We start from the raw sequence: 24,140 nt of genomic DNA, 5'->3' as shown, positions 1-24,140 counted from the left end.
GAGAACGAAAATGGCAAAGGATACAACGTTTGAAATTCGGGCCGGTCATGGCCAGCAGTTGGGTGCGAATTATGACGGGAAAGGGGTCAACTTCGCGCTGTTCTCCGCTCACGCTGAGCGGGTGGAACTCTGTCTGTTTGACCCGTCCGGGAAAACCGAAATCGCCCGGCTGGAACTGTCGGAATATACCCATGAGGTCTGGCACGGCTATGTGCCCGACCTGAAGCCTGGGGCGCTGTACGGCTATCGCGTCTACGGCCCTTACGACCCGGAAAACGGTCATCGCTTCAACCCGCACAAGCTGCTTATCGACCCCTACGCCCGTGAACTGGTGGGCGATATCGACTGGAACGACGCCCATTTCGGCTATGAGCTGGGGCATGATGAACTGGATTTGAGCTTTGACACGCGGGACAGCGCGCCGTTCACGCCGAAAGGCAGGGTCATCGACCCGAATGCCTTTGACTGGCAGGACAGCAACCGGCCGAACGTGCCCTGGCCGCATACCGTTGTTTATGAGAGCCATGTGAAAGGCTTTACCCAGATGAACCCTGCCATTCCGCCCGAGCTGCGCGGCACGTTTGAAGGGATGGGACACAAAGCCTCGGTCGACTATATCAAAAGCCTGGGCATTACCTCGGTGGAGCTGCTGCCGGTTCACTGGTTCCCGGACGATCAGCATCTGCTTGACCGTGGCCTGAAGAACTTCTGGGGCTATAACACGCTGGGCTTTTTTGCCCCTGCGTCACGCTACTACGGCCCGGCGGGGATCCAGGGCTTTCGCGATATGGTGCGCGCCTATCATGACGCAGGCATCGAGGTGATTCTGGACGTGGTGTACAACCACACGGCGGAAGGGAACGAGCTTGGCCCGACGCTCTCGTTTAAGGGGATTGATAACTACAGCTATTACCGCACGCTTCCGGACCAGCACCGGTACTACATCAACGACACCGGGACGGGAAATACGGTCAACACCTCGCATCCGCGCGTGCTGCAGATGGTGATGGACTCCCTGCGCTACTGGGCGGAGTCGATGCACATTGACGGTTTTCGTTTCGATCTGGGGACGATTCTGGGCCGCGAGCCCGAAGGGTTTGACCCACGCGGCGGTTTTTTTGACGCCATGACTCAGGATCCGGTCTTATCCCGACTGAAGCTGATTGGTGAACCCTGGGATATCGGTCCCGGCGGCTATCAGGTGGGCGGATTCCCGCCAGGCTGGGGGGAGTGGAACGACAAATACCGCGACACCGTTCGCGAGTACTGGAAGGGGGACAACGTCTCCACGGACTTTGCCGCGCGGCTGCTCGGCTCCGGCGATCTGTACGATCTGCGCGGCCGTCGTCCGTGGGCCAGCGTCAACTTCATCACCGCCCATGACGGCTTTACGCTGAATGACCTGGTGTCGTACAACGAAAAGCATAACGCCGACAACGGCGAGGACAATAACGACGGGCATAACGATAATCGCTCGTACAACTATGGCGAAGAAGGGCCGACGGAGAACCCGGATATTATTGCTACCCGGGAGCGGCAGAAACGAAATTTCCTGACCACGCTGCTGTTCTCCCACGGCACGCCGATGCTGCTTGCCGGGGACGAGTTTGGCCGTACGCAGAAGGGGAACAACAACGGGTACTGCCAGGACAGTGAGATCTCATGGATCGACTGGAAGGGGCTGTCAGAAAATGAAGCCGCGCTGCGCGAGTTCACCCGGCGGTTGATTGCCCTGCGCGCGCAGCAGCCGCTGCTGCGTCGTGAGAGCTGGCGCGACGGGCTGGAGATCCGCTGGTTCAATGCCGGAGGCGGTCCGCAGCAGGCCGAGCAGTGGGACGAAGGCTCGACGCTTGGGGTCTCCATCAGCAGGCCGGATCTTCGGCAGGAGGACGGTATCTGGCACGACGTGCTGATGCTGTTCAACCCGTTTGAAGGCACCGTGCCGTTCCAGATCCCGCAGTTTGGCGAAGGGGGATGGGTGCTGGAGCTGTCTACGGCGGATGACGCTGCCACCGGGGCAGCGATCACCGAAACCGTAGAATATGAACTGGCCGGTCGCAGCATTACGCTGTTCCGACGACCTTAGTTACAGTGACGCCGCCGCCCGGGCGGCGGTGTCATACAGGGAGGAGATCGTGCGTAACAGCTGCGCGGTCTCACCAATCGACTTCCCGGCAATGCCGCTCTCCGCGTGGATCGCAATCAGACACGCTTCCCGCACGTCCCGGTATTTCATGCACAGCGCTTTCCCTTCCTCCGTGGTAGAGAAAAAGAGCTCTTTACCCGCTTTCTCGCTCGTCACGTAGCCTGCTTTGACCAGCTTTTTCAGCGCATAGGTCACCACGTGGGTATCTTCCACGTTGAGGACGAAGCAGATATCGGCCAGCTTTTTCTTGCGGTCGCGGTGGTTCACGTGATGCAGCAGCGAAACGTCAAAGGCGCCCATATCGGGCTCGCCGGCAGCCGTCATGCAGCGCACCATCCATTTGTTAAACGCGTTGCTGGTCATGATCAGCGCATATTCCAGCTCTGATAACTCCGCGCAGCGCTCGGATACCAGGTGGCGGGAAGAGACGATCCGGCCATCGTTGATATCGTCGCGATCGGGTGAAGCACTCTTTTCTGAGGTCATAACGTTCCTTAGCCAGAAATGTAAACTCATCGATAAAATAAGAACATTTTATTGATAATTTGTTTACATGTTTTTGAGGTTCAGATATAGCTTTTTAGCGCAGGTTTTGCGAAGCCTGCCAACAAAACACAACATCGCTCGCCGCAAATTAAAAAAATAGCCGTCGGCGCGCAACGCTCACTTTCAATAGGGTAAACGTTATGGACGGTACTACGCTGCTGCCGCTGATCGGGATACCGATCGTGGTTATTGGTTTTGCACTGCGCTTCAACCCGCTGCTGGTGGTCGTGGTGGCGGGGCTGGCGACGGGTCTGCTGGTCGGTATGGATTTCGGCATGCTGCTGGAGACCTTCGGCGAGAAGTTCGTCAATAGCCGATCGCTGGCCACCTTCATCCTGATCCTGCCGGTGATTGGTCTGCTGGAATATTACGGGCTTAAAGAGCGCGCCCAGGCCTGGGTGGCGAAGATCGCCAGCGCCACCTCAGCGCGTATTCTGATGCTCTATTTTGTCGCCCGTGAAGGTACCGCCGCGCTGGGCCTGATGTCGCTGGGCGGTCACGCCCAGACGGTGCGCCCGCTGCTGGCGCCGATGGCCGAAGGGGCGGCGCTGAATGAATATGGCGAGTTGCCGCAGCACATTCGCGACAAAATCAAAGCCCATGCCGCCGCGTGTGACAACATCGCGGTTTTCTTTGGGGAAGATATCTTTATTGCCTTCGGGGCGGTGCTGCTGATCGACGCGTTCCTGAAAGAGAATGGCATTCAGGGCATTGAACCGCTGCATATCGGCCTGTGGGCTATCCCAACCGCCATTGCGGCATTGATTATTCATATGACGCGCCTGCTGCGCCTCGATGCAAGTATCCGTCGCGACGTGATGGCCTGGCGTGCAGAGCAGGGTACGCAGGAGGCCGCGCAATGATGACGCTTATCACCATTAACCGCGTGTACTACCTGATTGGCTTTGTCGTGATGCTGCTGGTTGTGATGACCCTGCGCGATCGCGCCAATCCGAAGCGCTTTACCACCGCGCTGTTCTGGTTCTTGTTTGGCGGGATCTTCCTGTTTGGCGATCTGATGGTGCAGGAGTTGGGGAAATCACTGGCGTACCGGATTATCGGCGGTGGCGTTATCGTTATCGCGCTGCTGGCGGGTTTTGGTCTCGTCGGGAAAGGGCACTATAAAATGTCGACCGAGGAGGAGCGCGTCGCGTCGTCAAACCGGCTTAAAAACTGGCTGTTCCTGCCCGCGCTGATGATCCCGGTGGTGACGGTGCTGGGCACGTTATTCCTGAAGGGCGTTTCGGTCGGCGGCGTGTTTCTGCTCGATCAGAAGCAGCTCACCCTGGCGGCGCTGTGCGTGGCCTGCGTTGCGGCGATCCTCACCGGCTGGTGGCTGACCAAAGGCACACCGCTGCATGCCGTTCGTCAGTCCCGTCGTCTTGTCGATACTATCGGCTGGGCGGTGATCCTGCCGCAGATGCTGGCCATGCTCGGCGGCGTGTTCGTGGTGGCCAACACGGGCGACTCGGTGCAGAAAGTGGTGAGCCTGTTTGTGAACCCGGATAGCCGCTTCATGCTGGTGGTGATTTACTGTGTGGGTATGGCGCTGTTTACCATGATTATGGGTAATGCCTTTGCGGCCTTCCCGGTATTAAGTGCCGGTATCGCCTTGCCGTTTCTGATCAACGTGCATCACGGCAACCCTGCGCCGCTGCTGGCGATTGGCATGTACGCAGGCTACTGCGGCACGCTGATGACGCCGATGGCCGCGAACTTCAATATCGTTCCCGCCGCGCTGCTGGAGCTGAAAGACAAATATCAGGTGATCAAGATCCAGATCCCGACCGCGTTAACCCTGCTGGTGGTGAACGTGTTCTTAATGTATTTCCTCGTGTTTCGCTAAGGAGCTGTTATGGAATTAACGCAACATCAGGCCGACGCGTTTGCCCGCATGCCTTTGACCTATTTGCGCCAGGAATACCCGAACCACATCATGCACCTGCTGAATGATGATGGTGACGTTCTGCCGCCCCGCGAACTTCACCCGATTTTCTACGGCTGTTTCGACTGGCATTCGGCGGTGCACGGCTACTGGCTGCTGCTGCGCTGCGTGCGCCTCTATCCGGAATTACCGTGCCGGGACGCGATCGTCGCGCTTTTTGACGAGCACATGACCGAAGAGAACGTGGCGAAGGAGCTGGCCTATTTTAACGCGCCGTTCCGCGCCTCGTTTGAGCGCCCGTATGGTTACGGCTGGCTGCTGGCGCTGGCCCAGGAGCTGAAACAGTCGTCGCTGCCGCAGGCCGCAGGCTGGTACCGGATGCTGGAGCCGCTCACCCAGGATATTCGCAACCGGCTGGTGGATTATCTTGCTAAGCTGACCTATCCGATCCGCGTCGGGACGCACTACAACACCGCGTTTGCTCTCGCGCTGGCGCTCGATTACGGTCGCGCAGTGGGAGACAAGGCGCTTGAACAGGCGATTCTGGCGGCAGCGGAGCGGTTTTATCTCGCCGACACGCGCTATCCGGCACACTATGAACCCGGCGGAGACGAGTATATTTCCGGCGCGCTGACGGAGGCGCTGCTGATGAGCAAAGTGTCTGAAGATTTCCCGGCCTGGTTTGATGCGTTTCTGCCAGAGGTGGGCGCCGTTACGGCACTGATGAACCCGGCGGAGGTGAGCGACCGTACCGATCCGAAAATTGCCCATCTGGACGGGTTAAACCTCAGCCGCGCGTGGTGTATGAAGCACATTGCGAAAGCGCTTCCTGCCAGCCACCCGGCGCAACCGGCGTTGCGCGAGGCGGTGACGAAACATCTGGCCGCCAGCGTCGGGCATGTGGTCGGCAGCCACTATAGCGGCGGACACTGGCTGGCGAGCTTTGCACTGCTGGCGCTGGAGTAAACAAACGAGTCGTCTTTCTTGCCGGGTGGCGCTGCGCTTACCCGGCCTACATTGTGCAACGCTTGCCTGTAGACCGCGCAGGGCGCAGCCTAAACTTCTTTGATTTTTAATGCGATTAATACCGTGGTCGGATATTTTTCCGTCATTTCTCTGGAAACAGATATCTTTTTTACCATCGTAAAAGTGTACGATACGCGGCCATATACCCACAATGAATGGATGGTTAATGTGGCTGTTATACCTTTGTTACCTAAAGAAGGAATCGCACTTGTGTTGGCAAACATGAGGATTGCAAGAGCGCATGGTATGAGTAGAAACATGGCTATCCCTACAACCTATCTTTGGTTTTATCAAAAAGTAAGAAATAAGGGGCCGTGGGATTACAAGCAGGGACACCCTGAGTTAGCAAATTTTGGGAACTTCAATTATGGTTCGGCTGGTTATGCCGCCGGGATACCATCAAAAACGTTATTGATGGGGGCTGGATGGGCGCAGGAAAGAGCTAAAACCTCCAAAAAGAAATGGGGACACTGGTATCAAAAACCGCCTTATGGGGATGATCCTCACGATCAGTTTTGGATAAGGCAAGGTATCGAATATGCAAAGAAATACGGTTATTAAACGGCTTCATTTCTTACTCACAACGATTCTATTGCTCGTTGTTTGTGGGTTTCTGACATATCAATACTATTTTAATGCACCTCCTCACGATAGTTTTGTCAGCAAACAGAAACTCTCTGATGCCGTCACACTGTACATAACAAAGTATGATGATGGGGGCGCTACGGTGTCGGATGTTTACCGCTTCTATTTAGATAAAGACAACAGCGGGAACATTATGAAAGCCCTTGAAGATCGATCACCATTCCTTGAAGCCAATACAAGCAATGTTACTGCTTCAGCTTATGGGAGCACGGTAAATGTAAAAATCACGGGCAAGGTTTATTCATTCACTAATTCTGATCTGTTCTATGCAGATGGTGTAGCGATCATGCCTGTAATTAACCTCATAGCCAATGGAATAAGAGATTAATCAAAATAAGGAGTTATAGAAATGGCTGTACCAGTACACCTCTTTTTGAAAGACGATGGCGGAGCAATGATCCGTGGCGGTTCTGATGTTGCAGACCGTGAAGGAAGTATAGAGCTCAGGGATCTGATTCATAACCTGAGCATTCCAACAGATGATGCAACGGGTAAACTTACAGGTACAAGGCAACACTCAGCGTTCAGTTTAACAAAAGCAATTGATTCATCTTCACCCTATCTATATAAAGCAGTCGCTACAGGTCAGACGCTTCATAGTGCTGAATTAAAGTTCTACCACATCAATGATGCTGGTCAGGAAGTGGAATACTTCAACATTCTTATGGAAGGTGTGAAAGTCATTTCAATAACTCCAATAATGCATGATACAAGAGATTGTCCCGGTACAGGTCACATGGAAAATGTATCTTTGCGATATGCAAAAATCACATGGAAAATTCTGGACGGAAATATTCAGTACACTGATGCGTGGAACGAACGCCCTACAGCCTATGCGTAAAAACGAGCAGCGCCTCTCGGCGCTGCAATAGTTTACGCTGATGCCCGAACCGCAGGGCGCAGCCTGCTCAGGCTAAATAAGACCGATCCCGTTGAGGCAATCACCGCAATCCACAGCGCCAGATGCACGGCCCGGTCATCAAGCGTTTGATGACCTGACCCTGTAGTCACAGCCAGCAGCACCCCCACCACGGCGGCGCCGAGACACTGGCCGAATGTCCTCACAATCGACAACACGCCGGAGGCATAGCTGGCATATTCCCGCGCGACGTTAGCGAGCATTTCCCTGTTATTGGGGCTCTGGAAGCAGCCAAATCCCATACCGCAGACCAGGCTGCGCAGGCAGATATTCCAGACGGAAGGATTCTCCGGCAACGTGGCCAGCAGGACCAACCCACCGACAAAGACGATCAGCCCGAGGGTCGAGATCAGCGGCGCGGAAATTGTATCCGCCCATCGCCCGGCGTGCGGTGCAATCAGCACGATGCCAATCGGCCACGGGGTGAACAGCAGCGCGGAAACCACCGGGCTGTAGCCATACACGCTCTGAAACAGGAACGGCAGCGCGACGAACGTGATCCCCTGGCTCACAAACGACGCCAGCGAGGTCAGCGCGGCGAGGGTGAAGCGCCCGTTTCTGAACATCACCGGCGGCAGTAACGGATGTTGTGCGCGCCGAATCCGCCAGGTAAAGGCGAAGGCGCCGACCAGCGCGAGAACGCCCCAGCAGACGGCCTCCTGGTTAATGTGTTGCGTCACGTGCTGAAGGCTGTCGGCCAGCATGATCGCTGAACCTAACAGGACGGCGGAGAGCACGGCGCCCGGCGCGTCAAAGGGAGTGCGGTCAGCGGCCGATTCCCGCGGCAAGGCCCGCCATGCCAGCAGCAGGGCGATGCTGCCTGGAATAAGGTTAATGGCGAACAGCCATTGCCAGCTCAGGGCGTCCAGTATTGTTCCGCCGAGCACCGGGGCAATCGCCGTGCTGGAGGCGATAAGCAGGGCGTGCAGCCCCAGAATGCGGCCCAGCAGCCGGCCCGGAAAAACGGAGCGCAGGATCGCCGGGGCGATGCTCAGGGTCGCCGCACCGCCGATGCCCTGCAGAATTCGCATCCCGGTTAACATTTCCGGCGTTGTTGCCAGCGCGCAGCCGAGCGAGGTGAGCGTAAAGGTGGCAAGCCCGGCCAGAAAGATTGGGCGATAGCCCACGCGGGCTGCCAGCGCCGCGAAGATGGCCAACGTCATCGCCGCTGACAGCAGATAACCGTTGGCGAACCAGACCGCAACGTTCGCGGGGACCTGCATCGCTCTTGCCATGGAGGGGAGCGCGATGTTGATCATGGTACCGTCAAAAACGCCCATCAGCGTGGTGGTCATAACGGCGGCCATCACCCTGGCGCGTTCATGCCCGGGTAAACCATCATCGCCGGGCTGGTTTGAAAAGAGCGTCATCGTCGTTACTCCGAATAAGAATCGTGATGACGAAACTATAATCATGCGGTATACAGGGCGGAAGAAGCAACATTTGCACTTAATCATTGCACGTAACGCCATATCTGAGGAGCCATCGTGTCCGATCCTGACTTTAACCTTCTGGTTGCGCTCGACGTTTTGCTGGCAGAAGCCAGCGTGGCGGGCGCGGCGCGACGTTTGAGCCTGAGCACCTCCGCCATGAGCCGCACCCTGAGCCGGCTGCGGGAGGTGACCGGCGATCCGATCCTTGTGCGGGCCGGTCGTCACATGGTGTTGACGCCCTGGGCCGAAGCCACCCGGGACCGCGCCAGAAGCGCCGTGCATGAGGCGAGGGCGGTGCTGCAACCCTCCACCGACGCGATGAAGGTGGAAAGCCTCGAACGGCTGTTCACCATTCGGGCCAACGACGGTTTTGTGGTGGCGTTTGGGCCTCTGCTCATTGCTGCGGTGGCGAGCGTCGCGCCCGGGGTGTGCATCCGCTTCTCACCGAAACCGGAAAAAACGTCGCGCTACTTGCGTGAGGGACTTGTCGATCTGGAGATCGGCGTGCAGGGTAACATGGGGCCTGAAATACGGCTGCAAAGGCTCTTTCAGGATCGGTTTGTTGGCGCGGTGCGCAAGGGGCATCCGCTTTCAGAGCAGCCGGAGGTCAGCCTGAGTGACTATGTCGCCTGGGGCCATGTTGTGGCCTCACCGGACGGATCGCTGCACGGGTTTGTCGATGAGGCGCTGGCGGAGCGCGGGATGAAGCGCAAGGTCGCCAGCGTGGTGCCCGGCTTTCCGACGGCGTTATCCGTGGCGCTGGCCTCCGATCTGATTGCCATGGTGCCGGCGTTATATCTGCTCAATCAGGCGATGACCGAGCGCGTGCACGTCTTTGAACTGCCCTTTAAGACCCGGACCATAACGGTTTCACAGATGTGGCATCCGCGCATGGAGAGGGACCCGGCGCACCGGTGGCTCAGGGAAAAGGTCCTTGAGGTGTGCCGTGCTGTTTGCTGACGCTCAGAGCACTTTCCCCGGCACGGTGAGGATGAAGCGCGTCGACACCGCATCCGATTCCACGCGGACTTTTCCCTGATGTGCGGTGACAATGGACTTCACGATAGCAAGCCCAATCCCGCTGCCTTCGCCTTTACGCTGCCTGGACGGATCGACGCGATAAAAACGGTCAAACAGCTTCGGCAGATGCGCCGGCGGGATCGGCGTGCCGGGGTTTTCTGTCGCCAGCTCAACGTCGTTATCCTGTTTTCGCAGTGAGACCGTCACCGTTTTGCCCGCTGGCGTATAGCGCAGGGCGTTGGATAACAGATTATTTATGGCCCTTCTGAACATCTGCGGATCGCCTTCTATCAGGCAGGGCATCCCGTTAAACTTCAGCGCGATGTGACGTTCTTCCGCCCAGGCTTCGAAGAAATCAAACACTTTCATGACCTCGGCGCTTAAATCAAACATCACCCGGTCAGGGATGAGCTGATTGTTATCCGCCTGCGCCAGGAAAAGCATGTCGCTTACCATGCGGGTCATCCGGTTGTACTCTTCCAGGCTGGAGTACAACACATCCTCCAGCTCCTTCGGAGTGCGGTTCTGACTCAGCGCGATTTCCGTTTGCGTCACCAGGTTGGTGATGGGGGTTCTGATTTCGTGCGCGATGTCGGCGGAAAAGTTAGCCTGACGGGTAAAGACATCTTCAATCTTTTCGATCATCTGGTTGAAGGAGATGACCAGCTGCTCCAGCTCAACGGGTACTCGGGACGGCTCCAGTCGTGCATCCAGATTTTCAGAGGTGATGTTTTTTATGGCGTTGCTGACGTTACGCAGAGGCAAATGTCCCTGGCGCACCGCGATGCGAATGACAAGGATAATCAGCAGGCTGATAACCGCCGCAATCGCCAGGAGATTCTTTTTCAGCGCTTCAAGATAGTGGAGATGAAAATTAATGGAGAGCCCGATCAGCATGACGTAGTCCTGGGTTTTTCCCTGCAGCGTCGCCGTGCCTGAAGAGGCGATAATCCGGTAGGTTTCCATTTTCATGTCGGACCCGGCGTGCATGGGGTTGGCCGGGTCTTCTACCGTCCAGAGAAACACATCCTGTGCGCGACGGTGTTCGCTAAAGTTCGCCGTGTTCATTGCCGGGCGCAAAGCCGCCCCTTGCGCCGAGCTGAACAGGGTATTGCCCTGCGGATCCAGAAGCAGGACGGCCACGTTGCGGTAGCTGGCGATCGACTCTTTAATCTTGCTGATTTTCTTTTGATCGGGATCGGCCGGTGATTGCAGTATGCGGTGCATCGCAGTACTGATTTGCTGCAGATCGCTGATATCCTGCTCGGCGAAATGCTTTTCAACGGAATGGAGCATAAACCAGGTAAAGGCGAAAAAGGCCAGTATAGTGGAGAGACTGATAAGAAAGGTCAGCCGCAGGGCAAGAGAAAAGGGGCGCCGGGGAAGCTTAACGTGCATCCGGCACCTCCAGCATATAGCCCACGCCGCGCACCGTCTGGATCAGCTTCGGTTCAAAATCGTTATCGATTTTCGCGCGCAGCCGCTTTACCGCCACGTCAATCGCGTTTGTGTCGCTGTCAAAATTCATGTCCCACACCTGGGAGGCAATCAGGGAGCGGGGAAGCACTTCTCCCTGATGGCGCATGAAAAACTCCAGCAGGCTGAACTCTTTGCTGGTTAACAGGATGCGACTTCCGGCCCGGCTGACCTTTCTCGACACGAGGTCAACCGTCAGGTCAGCCACCTGAAGCTGGCTTTCCGCGATCACCGTATTTCCGCGTCTTAACAGCGTCCTTACCCTGGCGAGCAGCTCGGCAAAGGCGAAAGGCTTAATCAGATAATCATCCGCGCCCAGCTCCAGCCCTTTAACCCGATGTTCAATCGTACCGAGAGCCGTAAGTAACAGAATGGGCATCCCTTTGCCGGCAGAGCGGAGCATACGGACAATGTCCCAGCCGTTCACATCGGGCAGCATGATATCCAGAATCAGCAGATCGTATTCAGCGGTCATGGCGAGATGATAGCCGTTCAGGCCATTATCCGCGTGGTCCACAACAAACCCGGCTTCAGTCAGCCCCTTACACAGGTACTCACCGGTTTTCATTTCGTCTTCGACGATCAGTATTTTCATCATGCTCCCCAGAATGGCTGCTGATGACATTCTATGGCGCCCGCGACCGTTCACAATGACTTACGTTAAAAATGACAACATTGTCATTATCCTGTCACCCGTCAAACAGGATGTGTTCCGTAGAGTAGCCCTAAAAATACTCTGGACTTCATCTGGACCGTTATGTTCCTGTTAAAACGACTAAGCATCAGTACGGTATTTATCCTGGCAGGCTGTGTCTCGCTGGCCCCCGACTATCAGCGCCCGGCGTCACCGGTACCTCAGCAATTTTCAATCTCGCGCAACGGCCTGACGCCCGCGGTGGCGGGTTATCAGGACACCGGCTGGCGCACCTTTTTTGCCGACCCGCAGGTAGCGGGGCTGATTACGGAAGCCCTGAATAACAATCGCGATGTAAAAATGGCCGCCCTGAAGGTTGAAGAGGCGCGGGCGCAGTTCAACGTGACGGATGCAGACCGTTATCCTCAGCTGAATGCCTCTTCGGGTATCACGTACAGCGGCGGGCTTAAAAGTGACAAACCCACCACGCAGCAGTACGACGCGGGCCTTGCGCTTAGCTATGAACTCGACTTCTTCGGCAAGCTGAGGAACATGAGCGAGGCTGACCAACAAAACTATTTCGCCAGCGAAGAGGCCCGGCGCGCGGTGCATATCCTGCTCGTCTCTAACGTTTCTCAAAGCTATTTCAACCAGCAGCTGGCGTATAAACAGCTGCGTATTGCGCGGGAAACGCTGACAAATTACCAGCAGTCTTATGCGTTCGTTGAGCAGCAGCTGGTGACGGGCAGTACGAACGTCCTGGCGCTGGAGCAGGCCAGGGGACAGATCGAAAGCACGCAGGCAGATATTGCCAAACGAGAGGGAGAGCTGGCGCAGGCCAATAATGCCCTGCAGCTGGTCCTCGGCACGTATCGCGCGCTCCCGGGCGACAGCGGCATGAATGCCGGCGATGTCGCGCCAGTAAAACTGCCTCCCCATCTTTCCTCAGCGATACTGTTACAGCGCCCGGATATTATGGAGGCGGAGTACCAGCTTAAAGCGGCCGATGCGAATATCGGCGCCGCGCGTGCTGCCTTTTTCCCGTCCATATCACTAACCAGCGGGCTTTCCACAGGTAGTACGGAATTATCCAGCCTGTTCACGTCAGGGAGCGGGATGTGGAATTTTATTCCTAAAATCGAAATTCCCATTTTCAATGCGGGCAGGAATAAGGCCAACCTGAAGCTGGCTGAAATTCGCCAGCAGCAGTCGGTTGTGAATTACGAACAAAAAATTCAGTCCGCCTTCAAACAGGTTGCCGACGCGCTCGCGCTGCGGGACAGCATTAACCAGCAGCTTGCTGCGCAACAGCGGTATCTTGATTCGCTACGCATCACCCTGCAGCGGGCCAGAGGGTTATATTCCAGCGGGGCGGTCAGCTATATCGAAGTGCTTGATGCGGAACGTTCTCTTTTCTCCACGCAGAAAAATATTCTCGACCTTATTTATGCCCGGCAGGTTAATGAAATTAATCTCTTCACCGCGCTCGGCGGCGGGTGGGTCGAATAACGGTATTTAATTAAACAGGAAAATAAATATGCGCAATTCACTTAAGGCTATTGTATTCGGTGCGATCTCTATTGTGTTTTCTGCTGGCCTCCAGGCTGAAGTTCATCAGCACGAGGGAATGAGTGCTGCCAGCGAAGGGAGCTCAGAGCAGCTCATCACCGGGACCGGTATCGTGAAGGACATTGATCTCACAAATAAAAAAGTCACGATTTCTCATGAGGCCATCCCGGCGATTGGCTGGCCCGCGATGACCATGCGTTTCACCTTTATTCAGGCCGATGAGAGTATCAACGCCTTAAAGGTCGGCAGTCACGTTGATTTTTCGTTTGTTCAGCAGGGCAATATCTCTTTACTGAAGAGCATTAAATAGCGAGATACGGCATGGCCTCATTAAAAATAAAATATGCTGCCATGATAGTCAGCAGCCTGATTGCGGGAGGGCTGATATCGGTAACGGCATGGCAGGCTTTTCATTCGTCTGAAAAAACAGAAAACAGCGTCTCTGAAAGAAAGGTGCTTTTCTGGTATGACCCGATGAAGCCCGACGTTAAATTCGATAAGCCCGGTAAATCGCCGTTTATGGATATGGATCTGGTGCCGAAATATGCGGATGAAAATGACGATAAAAGCAGCACCGGAATACGTATCGACCCGACACAGGTTCAGAACCTGGGATTAAAAACGCAAAAGGTGACGCGCGGAACGCTGAATTATGCCCAGACGATCCCGGCCAACGTCAGCTATAACGACTATCAGTTTGTCATTGTGCAGGCGCGTGCGGAAGGGTTCGTGGAGAAAGTGTATCCGCTGACGACGGGCGATAAGGTGAAGAAAGGCACGCCGCTGATTGATATAACCATTCCGGACTGGGTCGAAGCGCAGAGCGAGTTTCTGCTGCTATCCGGCACCGGTGGAACGCCAACGCAAATAAAAGGTGTGCTGGAGCGTCTTCGCCTGGCCGGAATGCCGGATGACGATATTCAGAGGCTGCGTGCGACCCGAACGATCCAGACCCGGTTTACCATCAAGGCGCCTATCGACGGGGTGATCACGGCCTTTGACCTGCGTACCGGGATGAATATTTCCAAAGATAAGGTGGTGGCGCAAATTCAGGGAATGGATCCGGTCTGGATCAGCGCGGCAGTACCTGAATCCATCGCTTATCTGCTGAAAGATACCTCGCAGTTTGCTGTTTCCATACCGGCTTATCCGGATAAATCCTTCCCGGTTGAAAAGTGGAGCCTTCTGCCGAGCGTGGATCAAACCACCCGTACGCTGCAGGTGCGTCTGCAGGTCTCTAACAAGGATGAACTGCTGAAACCGGGCATGAATGCGTACCTGAAGCTAAATACCCAAAGCCAGGAAATGCTGTTGATCCCCTCCCAGGCCGTAATCGATACCGGCAAAGAACAGCGCGTTATTACCGTTGATGCGGACGGGAGTTTTGTGCCGAAAAGGATCCACGTTCTGCATGAAGCTCAGCAGCAGTCCGGCATTGGTAGCGGACTGGAAGAGGGAGAGTCGGTAGTGGTCAGCGGTCTGTTCCTGATTGACTCGGAGGCCAATATTACCGGCGCGCTGGAGCGCATGCGTCACGCTGAAACGGCTGACGGCGCGCATTCTGGCCATTAAGGAGACGATGATGATTGAATGGATTATCCGGCGGTCAGTCGCCAACCGTTTCCTGGTCATGATGGGGGCGCTCTTCCTCAGCGTCTGGGGGACATGGACCATCATCAACACCCCGGTCGATGCCTTGCCCGATCTGTCTGACGTTCAGGTGATTATCAAAACCAGCTATCCCGGCCAGGCTCCGCAGATTGTTGAAAACCAGGTGACCTATCCACTCACCACCACCATGCTGTCGGTTCCCGGCGCAAAGACCGTGCGCGGTTTTTCGCAGTTTGGTGATTCGTATGTCTATGTCATTTTTGAAGATGGTACCGATTTGTACTGGGCCCGTTCGCGCGTGCTGGAGTATCTGAACCAGGTTCAGGGCAAACTCCCTGCCGGTGTGAGCTCAGAGATCGGCCCTGATGCCACGGGCGTGGGCTGGATATTTGAGTATGCGCTGGTGGATCGCAGCGGAAAACACGATCTCGCCGAGTTACGCTCGTTGCAGGACTGGTTCCTGAAATTTGAACTGAAAACGATCCCGAACGTGGCTGAAGTGGCCTCCGTCGGCGGCGTGGTGAAGCAGTATCAGATCCAGGTCAATCCGTTAAAACTGGCTCAGTACGGCATTAGTCTGCCGGAGGTTAAGCAGGCCCTTGAGTCGTCTAACCAGGAGGCAGGGGGATCGTCAGTTGAAATGGCGGAAGCGGAGTATATGGTCCGGGCCAGCGGTTATCTGCAGACGATGGACGATTTCAATAACATCGTCCTGAAAACTGGCGAGAACGGGGTACCGATTTACCTTCGTGATGTTGCCCGCGTACAAACGGGGCCGGAAATGCGGCGCGGTATTGCCGAGCTGAACGGGCAGGGTGAAGTGGCGGGCGGCGTGGTGATCCTGCGTTCGGGCAAAAACGCGCGCGAGGTCATCACGGCGGTGAAAGATAAGCTGGAGACGCTGAAGGCCAGCCTGCCGGAAGGGGTTGAGATTGTGACTACCTACGATCGCAGCCAGCTCATCGATCGGGCAATCGACAACCTGAGTTCCAAGCTGCTCGAAGAGTTTATCGTGGTGGCCATCGTCTGCGCCCTGTTCCTGTGGCACGTTCGCTCGGCGCTGGTGGCGATTATCTCTCTGCCGCTTGGCCTGTGTATTGCCTTTATCGTCATGCGTTTCCAGGGACTGAACGCCAATATCATGTCGCTGGGAGGCATTGCCATTGCCGTCGGCGCGATGGTGGATGCCGCTATCGTGATGATTGAAAACGCGCACAAACGGCTGGAAGAGTGGGATCACCAGCATCCGGGAGAGCAGATTGATAACGCCACGCGCTGGAAGGTGATCACCAACGCCTCTGTCGAGGTTGGCCCCGCGCTGTTTATCAGCCTGCTGATTATCACCTTGTCCTTCATTCCTATCTTTACCCTTGAGGGTCAGGAAGGGCGGCTGTTTGGTCCGCTGGCCTTCACAAAAACGTACTCCATGGCGGGCGCGGCCGCGCTGGCCATCATTGTTATCCCCATCCTGATGGGATTCTGGATCCGGGGTAAAATCCCCGCAGAGACCAGTAACCCGTTGAACAGGCTACTGATTAAAGCCTATCATCCGCTACTGATTCGTGTGCTCCACTGGCCTAAAACAACCCTGTTGGCTGCGGCCTTATCCATCTTCACGGTGATCTGGCCCCTGAGCCAGGTGGGCGGCGAGTTCCTGCCAAAGATAAATGAAGGTGACCTGCTGTATATGCCGTCAACATTGCCGGGCGTCTCTCCGGCTGAAGCTGCCGCGCTGTTACAGACAACGGACAAGCTCATCAAAACCGTGCCTGAAGTGGCCTCGGTGTTTGGCAAAACCGGCAAGGCCGAAACGGCAACGGATTCCGCGCCGCTCGAAATGGTGGAAACCACCATTCAGCTCAAGCCTGAGGATCAGTGGCGGCCCGGCATGACGATTGACAAGATCGTTGACGAGCTAGACAAGACCGTTCGTTTGCCGGGCCTGGCGAACCTCTGGGTTCCGCCCATTCGTAACCGGATAGACATGCTTTCGACCGGGATCAAAAGCCCCATCGGTATCAAAGTGTCAGGTACCGTTCTGTCGGATATTGACGCCACGGCGCAGAGCATCGAGGCGGTAGCCAAAACGGTGCCGGGCGTGGTGTCTGCCCTGGCTGAACGTCTGGAGGGCGGGCGCTACATTGATGTCGATATCAACCGGGAAAAAGCCTCCCGCTACGGGATGACGGTGGGTGATGTGCAGCTCTTTGTCGCCTCGGCCATCGGCGGGGCGACGGTGGGTGAAACGGTGGAAGGCGTCGCCCGATACCCGATTAATATTCGCTATCCTCAGGACTACCGGAACAGCCCGAGCGCGTTGAAGCAGATGCCTGTCCTCACGCCGATGAAACAGCAGATCACGCTGGGCGATGTGGCGGATATCAACGTGGTTTCCGGCCCCACGATGCTAAAAACGGAGAATGCCCGACCTGCGAGCTGGATTTATATCGATGCCCGCGGCAGGGATATGGTGTCGGTGGTGAACGACATTAAAACGGCTATCAGTCAGAACGTAAAGCTGAGACCGGGTACCAGCGTCTCATTCTCCGGACAGTTTGAACTGCTCGAACACGCCAACAAGAAACTGAAGCTGATGGTGCCGATGACGGTGATGATCATCTTCATTCTGCTTTATCTGGCGTTCCGTCGCGTGGATGAAGCGTTGCTGATCCTGATGAGCTTGCCGTTCGCCCTGGTCGGAGGAATATGGTTCCTCTACTGGCAGGGCTTCCATATGTCTGTGGCAACCGGCACCGGTTTTATCGCTCTGGCCGGGGTAGCGGCAGAATTTGGGGTGGTCATGCTGATGTATTTGCGTCATGCCATTGAAGCGCACCCGGCGTTATCCCATCGGGAAACGTTCACCGAACAGGGGCTAGATGACGCTCTTTATCATGGCGCGGTGCTGCGCGTGCGGCCAAAGGCGATGACCGTCGCGGTGATTATTGCCGGTCTGCTGCCCATTCTGTGGGGTACCGGTGCCGGGTCAGAAGTCATGAGCCGGATAGCGGCGCCCATGATTGGCGGGATGATCACGGCTCCGCTGCTATCGCTGTTTATTATTCCTGCGGCGTATAAGTTAATTTGGTTGCGCAGGCATAAAAAACACATGTGATGAACATAAAGGACACTGAAAGGTGTCCTTTTTTTATTCTGCGCTGAACTAAAGGGGGAGGGAGATCGCCTCTGACAGAATTGTCATCAGCCCGTCACGCGATAAACAGGGGCTGTTTTTTATAATTAAATCATAAATAAGGCCCCATATGTCTGGCACTTTAACTTCGGAGATACAACCATGAAAAAGATCGTTTTATCTGTTATTGCCATCCTGGCAGTTTCTGCATCCAGCTGGGCTGCAGAGACCAACAATCGTGAACAGGCAGCAATGTCTCATGACATGATGCAAAGCAACACATCGGATTCGAGCCAGGGCATGGCGGAAATGCATAAGGAGATGATCAAAACCCGTCCATGCGGTACTAACGAAACAGCGACGTCGTTTTCCGAGATGAATGAACACGAGAAAGCGGCGATTGCACACGAGACGGCGAATAACGGCCAGTCTTCGGTCAGCCATCAGCAGCAGGCGCAACAACATCGTCGCCAGATGACAGAGAATTAATCCGCTGCGAAGCCTCTCGAGGCCGTAAACCCTCCATCGATCCTGCTGAAGTGTACCGTCTGCATGTGGTCGCGAAAATGGGCGGCACGGCAATTTGAAAACCCGCAGGTGACTCTGCGGGTTTTTTATTCCAGCCGAAAAAAGGTCGACAAATCAAAATTTAAAATATTTACATAATTAAGCTTTGGTTAATAAATAAATTAACCGTTAATGATTGCTTAATTGTTAGTTTAAAACGGAAGTGATTTTTCTTTGCCTTTTCTGGGTGAGGGGGTGTTTATTCTGATAATAATTAATCACTTGAGGTATTGCTCTGGATTAAGATGATATAGCCATCATTAATACTTTGCTTATGTCATTAAGTAGCGCATTGCACCATGTAACCCATGGTGCAGTAAAATGAAATTCCGTATTATTAAAGTCAGTTGCGGGAAATGATTGCACCACTCATATTTAAGAACGTTCTGATTTCCAGTTATTGCACCAGCCAAAATATAAAATATATCACAAGCAGCTTCTGCCAGATTGAAGTTGGTGGTTCTTTTTCTTTACAAATCCTTATGGAAATAAATGGATTCCAGAAACCATTTCAAAATAAATGGGGCGAACTCCGAAAAGCCAAATGAGTAGGATGACTAATATCGAGGCAATATCATGTCGAATCAAGAGACTATTGTTGGTGGCTGGACGGCTTATCATACGTTGACCGAAAAAGATTGGCAGGTATTTAAAGAAGCCATGGCGGGATTTGTTGGTGTGACGTATGAGCCGCAGGCCGTCTCAACGCAGTTAGTGGCCGGGACAAATTATCGCTTCAAGTGCCTTGCTTCAATTCCGCCTGCTTTAGTGGTGTGGGAGTCTATTGTTGAAATCTTCCAGCCTTTGCAGGGGGCTCCGCATATTGTCGGGATCACCCGAATCTGAACTTTCAATCAATACTGTGTCAATGCGTGATTTAGGAAAACATTCCAGGCTTTGACGGTCTTTTCGTAAATAAGTGATTTTTATTAAGTTGATTTTGCTTTAATCCACTTATTGAAAGAAGTCGTGAGATTAAAACGCGATTTCCTTGGTATGAAATGACCTGATTAGCCACGGTCAATATGTTTTATATTTAACTGAGTTCTAAGAGTTCACTCCGATCTTAGTAACGGAAAAGGTATTTAATAATGCTAAATCATATTCTACAGGCCGGCACTAATCCGTCGATTAACAGTAATAACATGAAAGCGAGTGCTGATGCCTCAACCACGGCAGCTGTGATCATTCAAAACTATGTTGGCACCATTTTAACACAGGCCGATCTCTCTCTGCCTGATATATTACCCGATCTACCGGAACATCAGGCAAAGGCCAGAGACCATGCCACATCCTGGCGTGATGTCATACAGCCGCAAATGATCTCAACCAATACGGATATTGTGAGCTTCTCTAACAATTTTGATTCCTATTATGATCCTTTGGTTAAGCTGGCGGTAAAAATACAGCAAAACCCTTCGGACACAGCATCAATTAATACTTTTAAACTGGGTGTTCAGCAACTTCAGGCGTTGGTCGCTCAAAAACAAACCGCTACGCATACCGTGGTTAATTCAGTGGGGGGGTTCCAGACCACGCTTGCCGAAGATGCCCGCAATTTCGCCAGTGATTTTTCGACGGCAGAGGCGGCATTAGCCGGTAAAGACGGGCAAATTGCCGCACTGGGGAAACAAATCGACGCTATTAATTCCGCCATGAGTAAAGACTTGACTATGATTGCAGCGGGTTCAACCGCCGCAGTAGTAGGGGGATTAATGATTGCCGTGGGGGCACTGGCGGAAATTGCGACCGCAGGTGTCAGTACCGCACTGATTGTCGGTGGATTGGTGGTCGTTGGAGCCGGTGCTGGTGTTGCCATTGCCGGGGGAGTTGACTATGCCAAGCAAACCAGCGCGCTCAGCACGGCCATTACGACCAGAACAAAACTACAACAACAGTATTCTGCCACCAAAAACGTGAATACGATTGTTCAGAACCTTTCAGGCCAGGCATCCGCTGCGGTTCAGGCCGCGGGTTCTTTACTGGCAGGTTGGCAGACGCTTGAACAGGACTTTATTGTCTTCCAGTCGGCGCTGACCAGCGCGACCCCCGATTTAGGTTATTTCCTGATCGCGCAACTCAATGCGGCGAAAGCGGACTGGGATGATGTTGGCAATCATGCCCGTAAACTCCTGGATTATGGTTCTTTACCGGTCAGCAACGCATCGGTTACCAGCGGTGGGATCCTGTTGCCTAACCCAACGGCGACGTTTGCACGGCTGGCTGCTGCATAGCGTTCATCAATCATCAATCAGGCCCGTGAGGGTCTGATTGTTTTAACAGACAAACCGGACGCATCGTTTCACGATGATGCCAATAAAAGACCCTTGTCTAAGGTTCAGAGTATGCCAGCATTAAAAGTCAGCTTTACTCAGGCATTAACGGCTCAACAAAATGTGCGTCAACAGATGAAGCTGGTCGCACAACAATTAGAACAGCTTCCGCCCATTAACGATCCGCAGATCTCCGACCTGAATGAAAATATTGTCTCCGTCCACAATCATGCGAATTATTATCTGTCTGACATTGTGGTGAAAATGGATTCGTTGTATTCCGAGGTTATCAGGTTTGGAGACGAGCTGGATTCTACGGTTGCTAACATCCGTTCTGAATTAAATGGTCCTGACGGACAGGGATATCTCACAAAAGCTCAGGGGCAGATTAAGCAATTACTCTCCGATAGCGCGCCGCTATCCGCCTCTCTGAATAATTTCAATGAGGTTGTTATTTCCTTTAATAATGACATTACGACGGACTCAAGGAACTTGCTAGCCGATCAGCAAAGGGCGCAACAGTTATTAGCTGCCGATCGGGCAAGATTAGAAGCTCTTAACGCTCAGCTGAATGCGCTGAATGCTGAGCTTGAAAGTAAAAAGCGGATGGAAATTATCATCGGCATTTTTACTCTTGGGATTGGCACCGCCATTATGGAATTAACAGGCTATGTGCAAAGCACAGAGCGGGCGATTGGTCAGGCGCAACAGGAAACGGAGAGGCTTTATCAGGAAATAGGACAGCTCGGCGCCACCAGTGATGCACTGAACGCATTGACCAAAGGAACCGCTATTTTGTGTGGCCTGACACAATCTCTTCAATATGGTTGGCAAACCGTGACGGCCGAGCTGTCGGAGGTCACCCAACAACAGGTGACTGCGGATTTTCTTATCGTCTCCGTTAATACCGTGCAGGCGAACTGGCAGGAAGTGATGCGCACCGTTGAGCAATTGCAGTAAGGCAAAAACCAATTAACGACTTTGAGGTTTTCATTATGATCATGCAAGCCATTGCAGCTGTGAAAAATGATACTGAATCATCATCAACCAATACCTTAATGACAGGTATTCAGGGCATTGGTGCTTCATCGATTGCTCAACAGACTTATGCGAGCACTGTATTATGTCAACCCAACATTCATTTAGATATTTTACCTGATCTTCCTGCACAGCAGGCTATTGCGCGCGATCAGGCGCAGGAATGGTTATCCTCGATTAATCCGGCGGCCATCTCTTCTCTGGTGAATGTGCGTAATTTTTCGAATCAGGTGGGGGCTTATGTCGATGCACTTCTTCCGGCGGCACAAAAATATGACATGGGGGATAAAAGCCAGCTTCCTTATATCCAGCAGGGCATCCAGCAGTTGCTTTTTCTTGCTCAGAAAAACGTCACTTCCACGGGGGTGTTTGTCGATAACGTCCAGGTTTATGTGAATGGGATCAACAGCAGTCAGAGCACATTTAAAGCGGCTAAAGAAATCGTGCAGACGCAAATTACCGGTGATAAAGGGGAAATATCGGCACTTCGGCAGAAGCTAAACGATCTGAATAAACAGATGGATGCAGATATTGTGCAGATTTCGGCGGGAGCGGTGAGCGACATTATAGGGATCGGCATGATTGTCATTGCGGCCACAACAATTATCGAAACCGGTGGGGCAACGCAAACGCTTCTGGCTGCCGGTATTACCCTGGTCGCGGGCGGAACGCTGGCGATGACCATAAGCTCTGCCGATATCGTCAAAGCGCAAAAAGAGTACAGCACAACGTTGACCAATCTCGTCGGGCTTGAATTGGAAGTGGCTGTTTTTGACACGGTTTATAACCAGTTGACGGCCAGTGAAAGACTTTCTCAGTCTGCCATTGATGCCGCTAAGCTGCTGGTCAACGGATGGCAGACCGTTGCTGATAGCTACCAGCAAACGCTGGCCGACCTGCAGCAGAGTTCAAAAGGGTATCTGGCACTGAGGCTGAGCGCGATGAAACGCCAGTGGCAACAGCTAGGCGATCAGGCGGGAAGCGTGATGCAGTTAGGGCCGCTGCCTTTTAATACTGTTCCCGCAAATGAACTGAAGTCGAGTGCATGAAAGGCGAAGAGCTGCCCGGCAACCGCCGGGCAGAAAAGCTTTTTAGAACAGGTATAGCGTCAGCACTGTTGGTTGAAGGTGGGTGGTACAAAACAGCGTAAGTTAACAATCAACGTGATTTAACTATTCTGGGTTTGAGGAATATACATAATTTACGACAGCACCAGAAACAGTATAACAAACTGTTTTAAATGGATATTAATCAAATGGCGATTCAAACTCACAGTTATGAACTCAGTTTTGGTTCATAACTGTGTTAAACGCTGTCCATAAATCACTCGATGTCACGTCTGTTGGTTCATGAACTGATCGTTCTAATTTTGTGATGTGCGTCAGGTTTTAGTGTTCAGTAATATTACCTTTTACTCGATGATCGATTGTTTAGCACCTCTCCGACAACCGGAGCAGCGGTAAATGCGTTTGGCCAGCCAGCATAGAAGGCGGCCTGGGTAACGATCTCACCAGCTTCCTCAACAGAAAGTCCATTATCCATTGCTCTATTGAGGTGATAGCCAATCTGCGCGCTCTGTCCGGATGCGATTAACGCGCTGACCGTAATCAGGCTTCTGTCGCGGGGTTTCAGCGCGGGTCTTTGCCAGAGATCCAGGAACAGTGGATCTGCAGTGAATTTAACCAGGCCCGGAGATATTGGGCCAACATTTTTTTCCACTGTCTCTGAACGCTGCTTTTCTGCTTCCTGATTGAGAGGAAGCAGGTCCGGAGAAGCGTCAGGAAGTGCATCTGCCGTGACGCCACGAGTTTCAAATACTGCTTTGGTCACGCTGACGGCTGACATTGCATTTGGCCAACCTGAGTAGAACGCCAGATGGGTAATGATTTCTGACAACTCCGCTGGCGTAACACCATTATCAAGGGCAATGTCTATATAGTGCTTAAGGTCGCCAGGCTGGTTTCTGGCAATTAGCATGGCGACGGTCACCATACTACGATCCCTGGGCGAGAGGGCATCGCGTGTCCACAGATCTTCAGTAATAGCTTCTCGACCAAAGCGCGCAAGAGCCGGTGAGACAGAACGAATATCAGCTTCAGAAATCGCTGAAGGTTCAATTTTCATCATAGTTTTACCTCTTGTTTCCTCAGCATTAGAAAAATCAGAAATAACAAGCGACATGGCCGCTGCTGCAATTACGCTTTTCATGTCAATCCTTA

General features: G+C 53.6%; 22 protein-coding genes and 1 pseudogene. 18 read left to right on the top strand and 5 right to left on the bottom strand.

Annotated elements, in window-relative coordinates; genetic code table 11:
- Positions 1–10: 10 nt before the first annotated feature.
- Positions 11–2,086 carry a glycogen debranching protein GlgX gene (gene glgX / locus AC4IC4_RS11750; RefSeq protein WP_491471157.1) on the top strand — a complete coding sequence of 692 codons (2,076 nt, stop codon included), beginning with the start codon at positions 11–13 and terminating at the stop codon, positions 2,084–2,086.
- Here the strand turns inward: glgX and AC4IC4_RS11745 are convergent, their stop codons facing one another.
- Positions 2,087–2,632: a winged helix DNA-binding protein gene (locus AC4IC4_RS11745; protein ID WP_024908533.1), complete on the bottom strand. Its 546-nt coding sequence runs from the start codon at positions 2,630–2,632 to the stop codon at positions 2,087–2,089. It lies immediately after the preceding gene.
- A gap of 200 nt (positions 2,633–2,832) precedes the next feature.
- Here AC4IC4_RS11745 and AC4IC4_RS11740 point away from each other — a divergent pair, with 200 nt between their 5' ends.
- From AC4IC4_RS11740 to AC4IC4_RS11715, 6 genes are all read left to right on the top strand, one after another.
- Positions 2,833–3,555, top strand: a complete 723-nt coding sequence (locus AC4IC4_RS11740; protein WP_008501655.1) for a DUF969 domain-containing protein — start codon at positions 2,833–2,835, stop codon at positions 3,553–3,555.
- A complete protein-coding gene (locus AC4IC4_RS11735) occupies positions 3,552–4,538 on the top strand; it encodes a DUF979 domain-containing protein (protein ID WP_023344166.1) in 987 nt (328 codons plus the stop codon). Before AC4IC4_RS11740 ends, AC4IC4_RS11735 begins: the two co-directional genes overlap by 4 nt.
- Positions 4,539–4,547: 9 nt before the next feature.
- Positions 4,548–5,543: a DUF2891 domain-containing protein gene (locus AC4IC4_RS11730; RefSeq protein WP_491471156.1), complete on the top strand. Its 996-nt coding sequence runs from the start codon at positions 4,548–4,550 to the stop codon at positions 5,541–5,543.
- Positions 5,544–5,642: 99 nt separating this feature from the next.
- Positions 5,643–6,164: a polymorphic toxin type 44 domain-containing protein gene (locus tag AC4IC4_RS11725; RefSeq protein ID WP_491471155.1), complete on the top strand. Its 522-nt coding sequence runs from the start codon at positions 5,643–5,645 to the stop codon at positions 6,162–6,164.
- Complete coding sequence (locus AC4IC4_RS11720; protein ID WP_491471154.1) at positions 6,142–6,576, top strand: hypothetical protein; 435 nt, start codon at positions 6,142–6,144, stop codon at positions 6,574–6,576. The genes AC4IC4_RS11725 and AC4IC4_RS11720 overlap by 23 nt, the downstream gene beginning before the upstream one ends.
- 21 nt (positions 6,577–6,597) lie before the next feature.
- Positions 6,598–7,089, top strand: a complete 492-nt coding sequence (locus AC4IC4_RS11715) for an Hcp family type VI secretion system effector (RefSeq protein WP_148768574.1) — start codon at positions 6,598–6,600, stop codon at positions 7,087–7,089.
- A 32-nt stretch (positions 7,090–7,121) separates the two neighbouring features.
- Here the strand turns inward: AC4IC4_RS11715 and AC4IC4_RS11710 are convergent, their stop codons facing one another.
- Entirely contained in the window at positions 7,122–8,537 is a 1,416-nt protein-coding gene (locus tag AC4IC4_RS11710; protein WP_491471153.1) for an MFS transporter, read from the bottom strand.
- A 117-nt stretch (positions 8,538–8,654) separates the two neighbouring features.
- On the opposite strand from AC4IC4_RS11710, the gene AC4IC4_RS11705 reads away from it, so the two are divergent.
- Positions 8,655–9,560 carry a LysR family transcriptional regulator gene (locus tag AC4IC4_RS11705; RefSeq protein WP_491471152.1) on the top strand — a complete coding sequence of 302 codons (906 nt, stop codon included), beginning with the start codon at positions 8,655–8,657 and terminating at the stop codon, positions 9,558–9,560.
- A 3-nt stretch (positions 9,561–9,563) separates the two neighbouring features.
- Here the strand turns inward: AC4IC4_RS11705 and AC4IC4_RS11700 are convergent, their stop codons facing one another.
- Both AC4IC4_RS11700 and AC4IC4_RS11695 read right to left on the bottom strand, forming a co-directional pair.
- Entirely contained in the window at positions 9,564–11,018 is a 1,455-nt protein-coding gene (locus AC4IC4_RS11700; protein WP_491471151.1) for a Cu(+)/Ag(+) sensor histidine kinase, read from the bottom strand.
- Positions 11,008–11,691 carry a copper/silver response regulator transcription factor gene (locus tag AC4IC4_RS11695; RefSeq protein ID WP_024908527.1) on the bottom strand — a complete coding sequence of 228 codons (684 nt, stop codon included), beginning with the start codon at positions 11,689–11,691 and terminating at the stop codon, positions 11,008–11,010. Before AC4IC4_RS11695 ends, AC4IC4_RS11700 begins: the two co-directional genes overlap by 11 nt.
- A 162-nt stretch (positions 11,692–11,853) precedes the next feature.
- Between AC4IC4_RS11695 and AC4IC4_RS11690 the strand changes: the two genes are divergently transcribed.
- The 10 genes and pseudogenes from AC4IC4_RS11690 to AC4IC4_RS11645 all read left to right on the top strand — a co-directional run bounded on the left by AC4IC4_RS11690 (position 11,854) and on the right by AC4IC4_RS11645 (position 22,970).
- Positions 11,854–13,239 (top strand): efflux transporter outer membrane subunit, encoded by a 1,386-nt coding sequence (locus AC4IC4_RS11690; protein WP_491471150.1) that lies wholly within the window; start codon positions 11,854–11,856, stop codon positions 13,237–13,239.
- Between the two features lie 28 nt (positions 13,240–13,267).
- Positions 13,268–13,609, top strand: a complete 342-nt coding sequence (gene cusF, locus AC4IC4_RS11685) for a cation efflux system protein CusF (protein ID WP_208762882.1) — start codon at positions 13,268–13,270, stop codon at positions 13,607–13,609.
- A gap of 11 nt (positions 13,610–13,620) precedes the next feature.
- The gene (locus AC4IC4_RS11680; RefSeq protein ID WP_491471149.1) at positions 13,621–14,871 is read left to right on the top strand and encodes an efflux RND transporter periplasmic adaptor subunit; all 1,251 of its coding nucleotides are present in this window, start codon (positions 13,621–13,623) and stop codon (positions 14,869–14,871) included.
- Positions 14,872–14,881: 10 nt separating this feature from the next.
- Positions 14,882–18,025 carry a Cu(+)/Ag(+) efflux RND transporter permease subunit SilA gene (gene silA, locus AC4IC4_RS11675; RefSeq protein WP_491472818.1) on the top strand — a complete coding sequence of 1,048 codons (3,144 nt, stop codon included), beginning with the start codon at positions 14,882–14,884 and terminating at the stop codon, positions 18,023–18,025.
- Between the two features lie 180 nt (positions 18,026–18,205).
- Positions 18,206–18,532, top strand: coding sequence for a Silver-binding protein (locus AC4IC4_RS11670; RefSeq protein WP_491471148.1), 327 nt, complete (start codon positions 18,206–18,208; stop codon positions 18,530–18,532).
- Positions 18,533–18,549: 17 nt separating this feature from the next.
- Positions 18,550–18,627, top strand: a pseudogene (locus AC4IC4_RS11665) (recombinase family protein); the annotation flags it as partial.
- 559 nt (positions 18,628–19,186) lie between these two features.
- Positions 19,187–19,456, top strand: a complete 270-nt coding sequence (locus AC4IC4_RS11660; RefSeq protein WP_024908520.1) for a hypothetical protein — start codon at positions 19,187–19,189, stop codon at positions 19,454–19,456.
- Between the two features lie 245 nt (positions 19,457–19,701).
- Positions 19,702–20,844, top strand: a complete 1,143-nt coding sequence (locus tag AC4IC4_RS11655; protein ID WP_048991623.1) for an HBL/NHE enterotoxin family protein — start codon at positions 19,702–19,704, stop codon at positions 20,842–20,844.
- Between the two features lie 111 nt (positions 20,845–20,955).
- Positions 20,956–21,843, top strand: a complete 888-nt coding sequence (locus AC4IC4_RS11650) for a hypothetical protein (protein ID WP_491471147.1) — start codon at positions 20,956–20,958, stop codon at positions 21,841–21,843.
- 35 nt (positions 21,844–21,878) lie between these two features.
- The gene (locus AC4IC4_RS11645; protein WP_491471146.1) at positions 21,879–22,970 is read left to right on the top strand and encodes an HBL/NHE enterotoxin family protein; all 1,092 of its coding nucleotides are present in this window, start codon (positions 21,879–21,881) and stop codon (positions 22,968–22,970) included.
- 355 nt (positions 22,971–23,325) lie between these two features.
- Here AC4IC4_RS11645 and AC4IC4_RS11640 read toward each other — a convergent pair whose 3' ends face one another.
- Positions 23,326–24,129: a carboxymuconolactone decarboxylase family protein gene (locus AC4IC4_RS11640; RefSeq protein ID WP_491471145.1), complete on the bottom strand. Its 804-nt coding sequence runs from the start codon at positions 24,127–24,129 to the stop codon at positions 23,326–23,328.
- Positions 24,130–24,140 lie beyond the last annotated feature (11 nt).

The sequence above is a fragment of the Enterobacter sp. Taxon_2 genome (assembly GCF_058355295.1).
The sequence above is the reverse complement of the archived record's forward strand: the minus strand, read 5'-3'. Positions and strand labels throughout refer to the sequence as shown.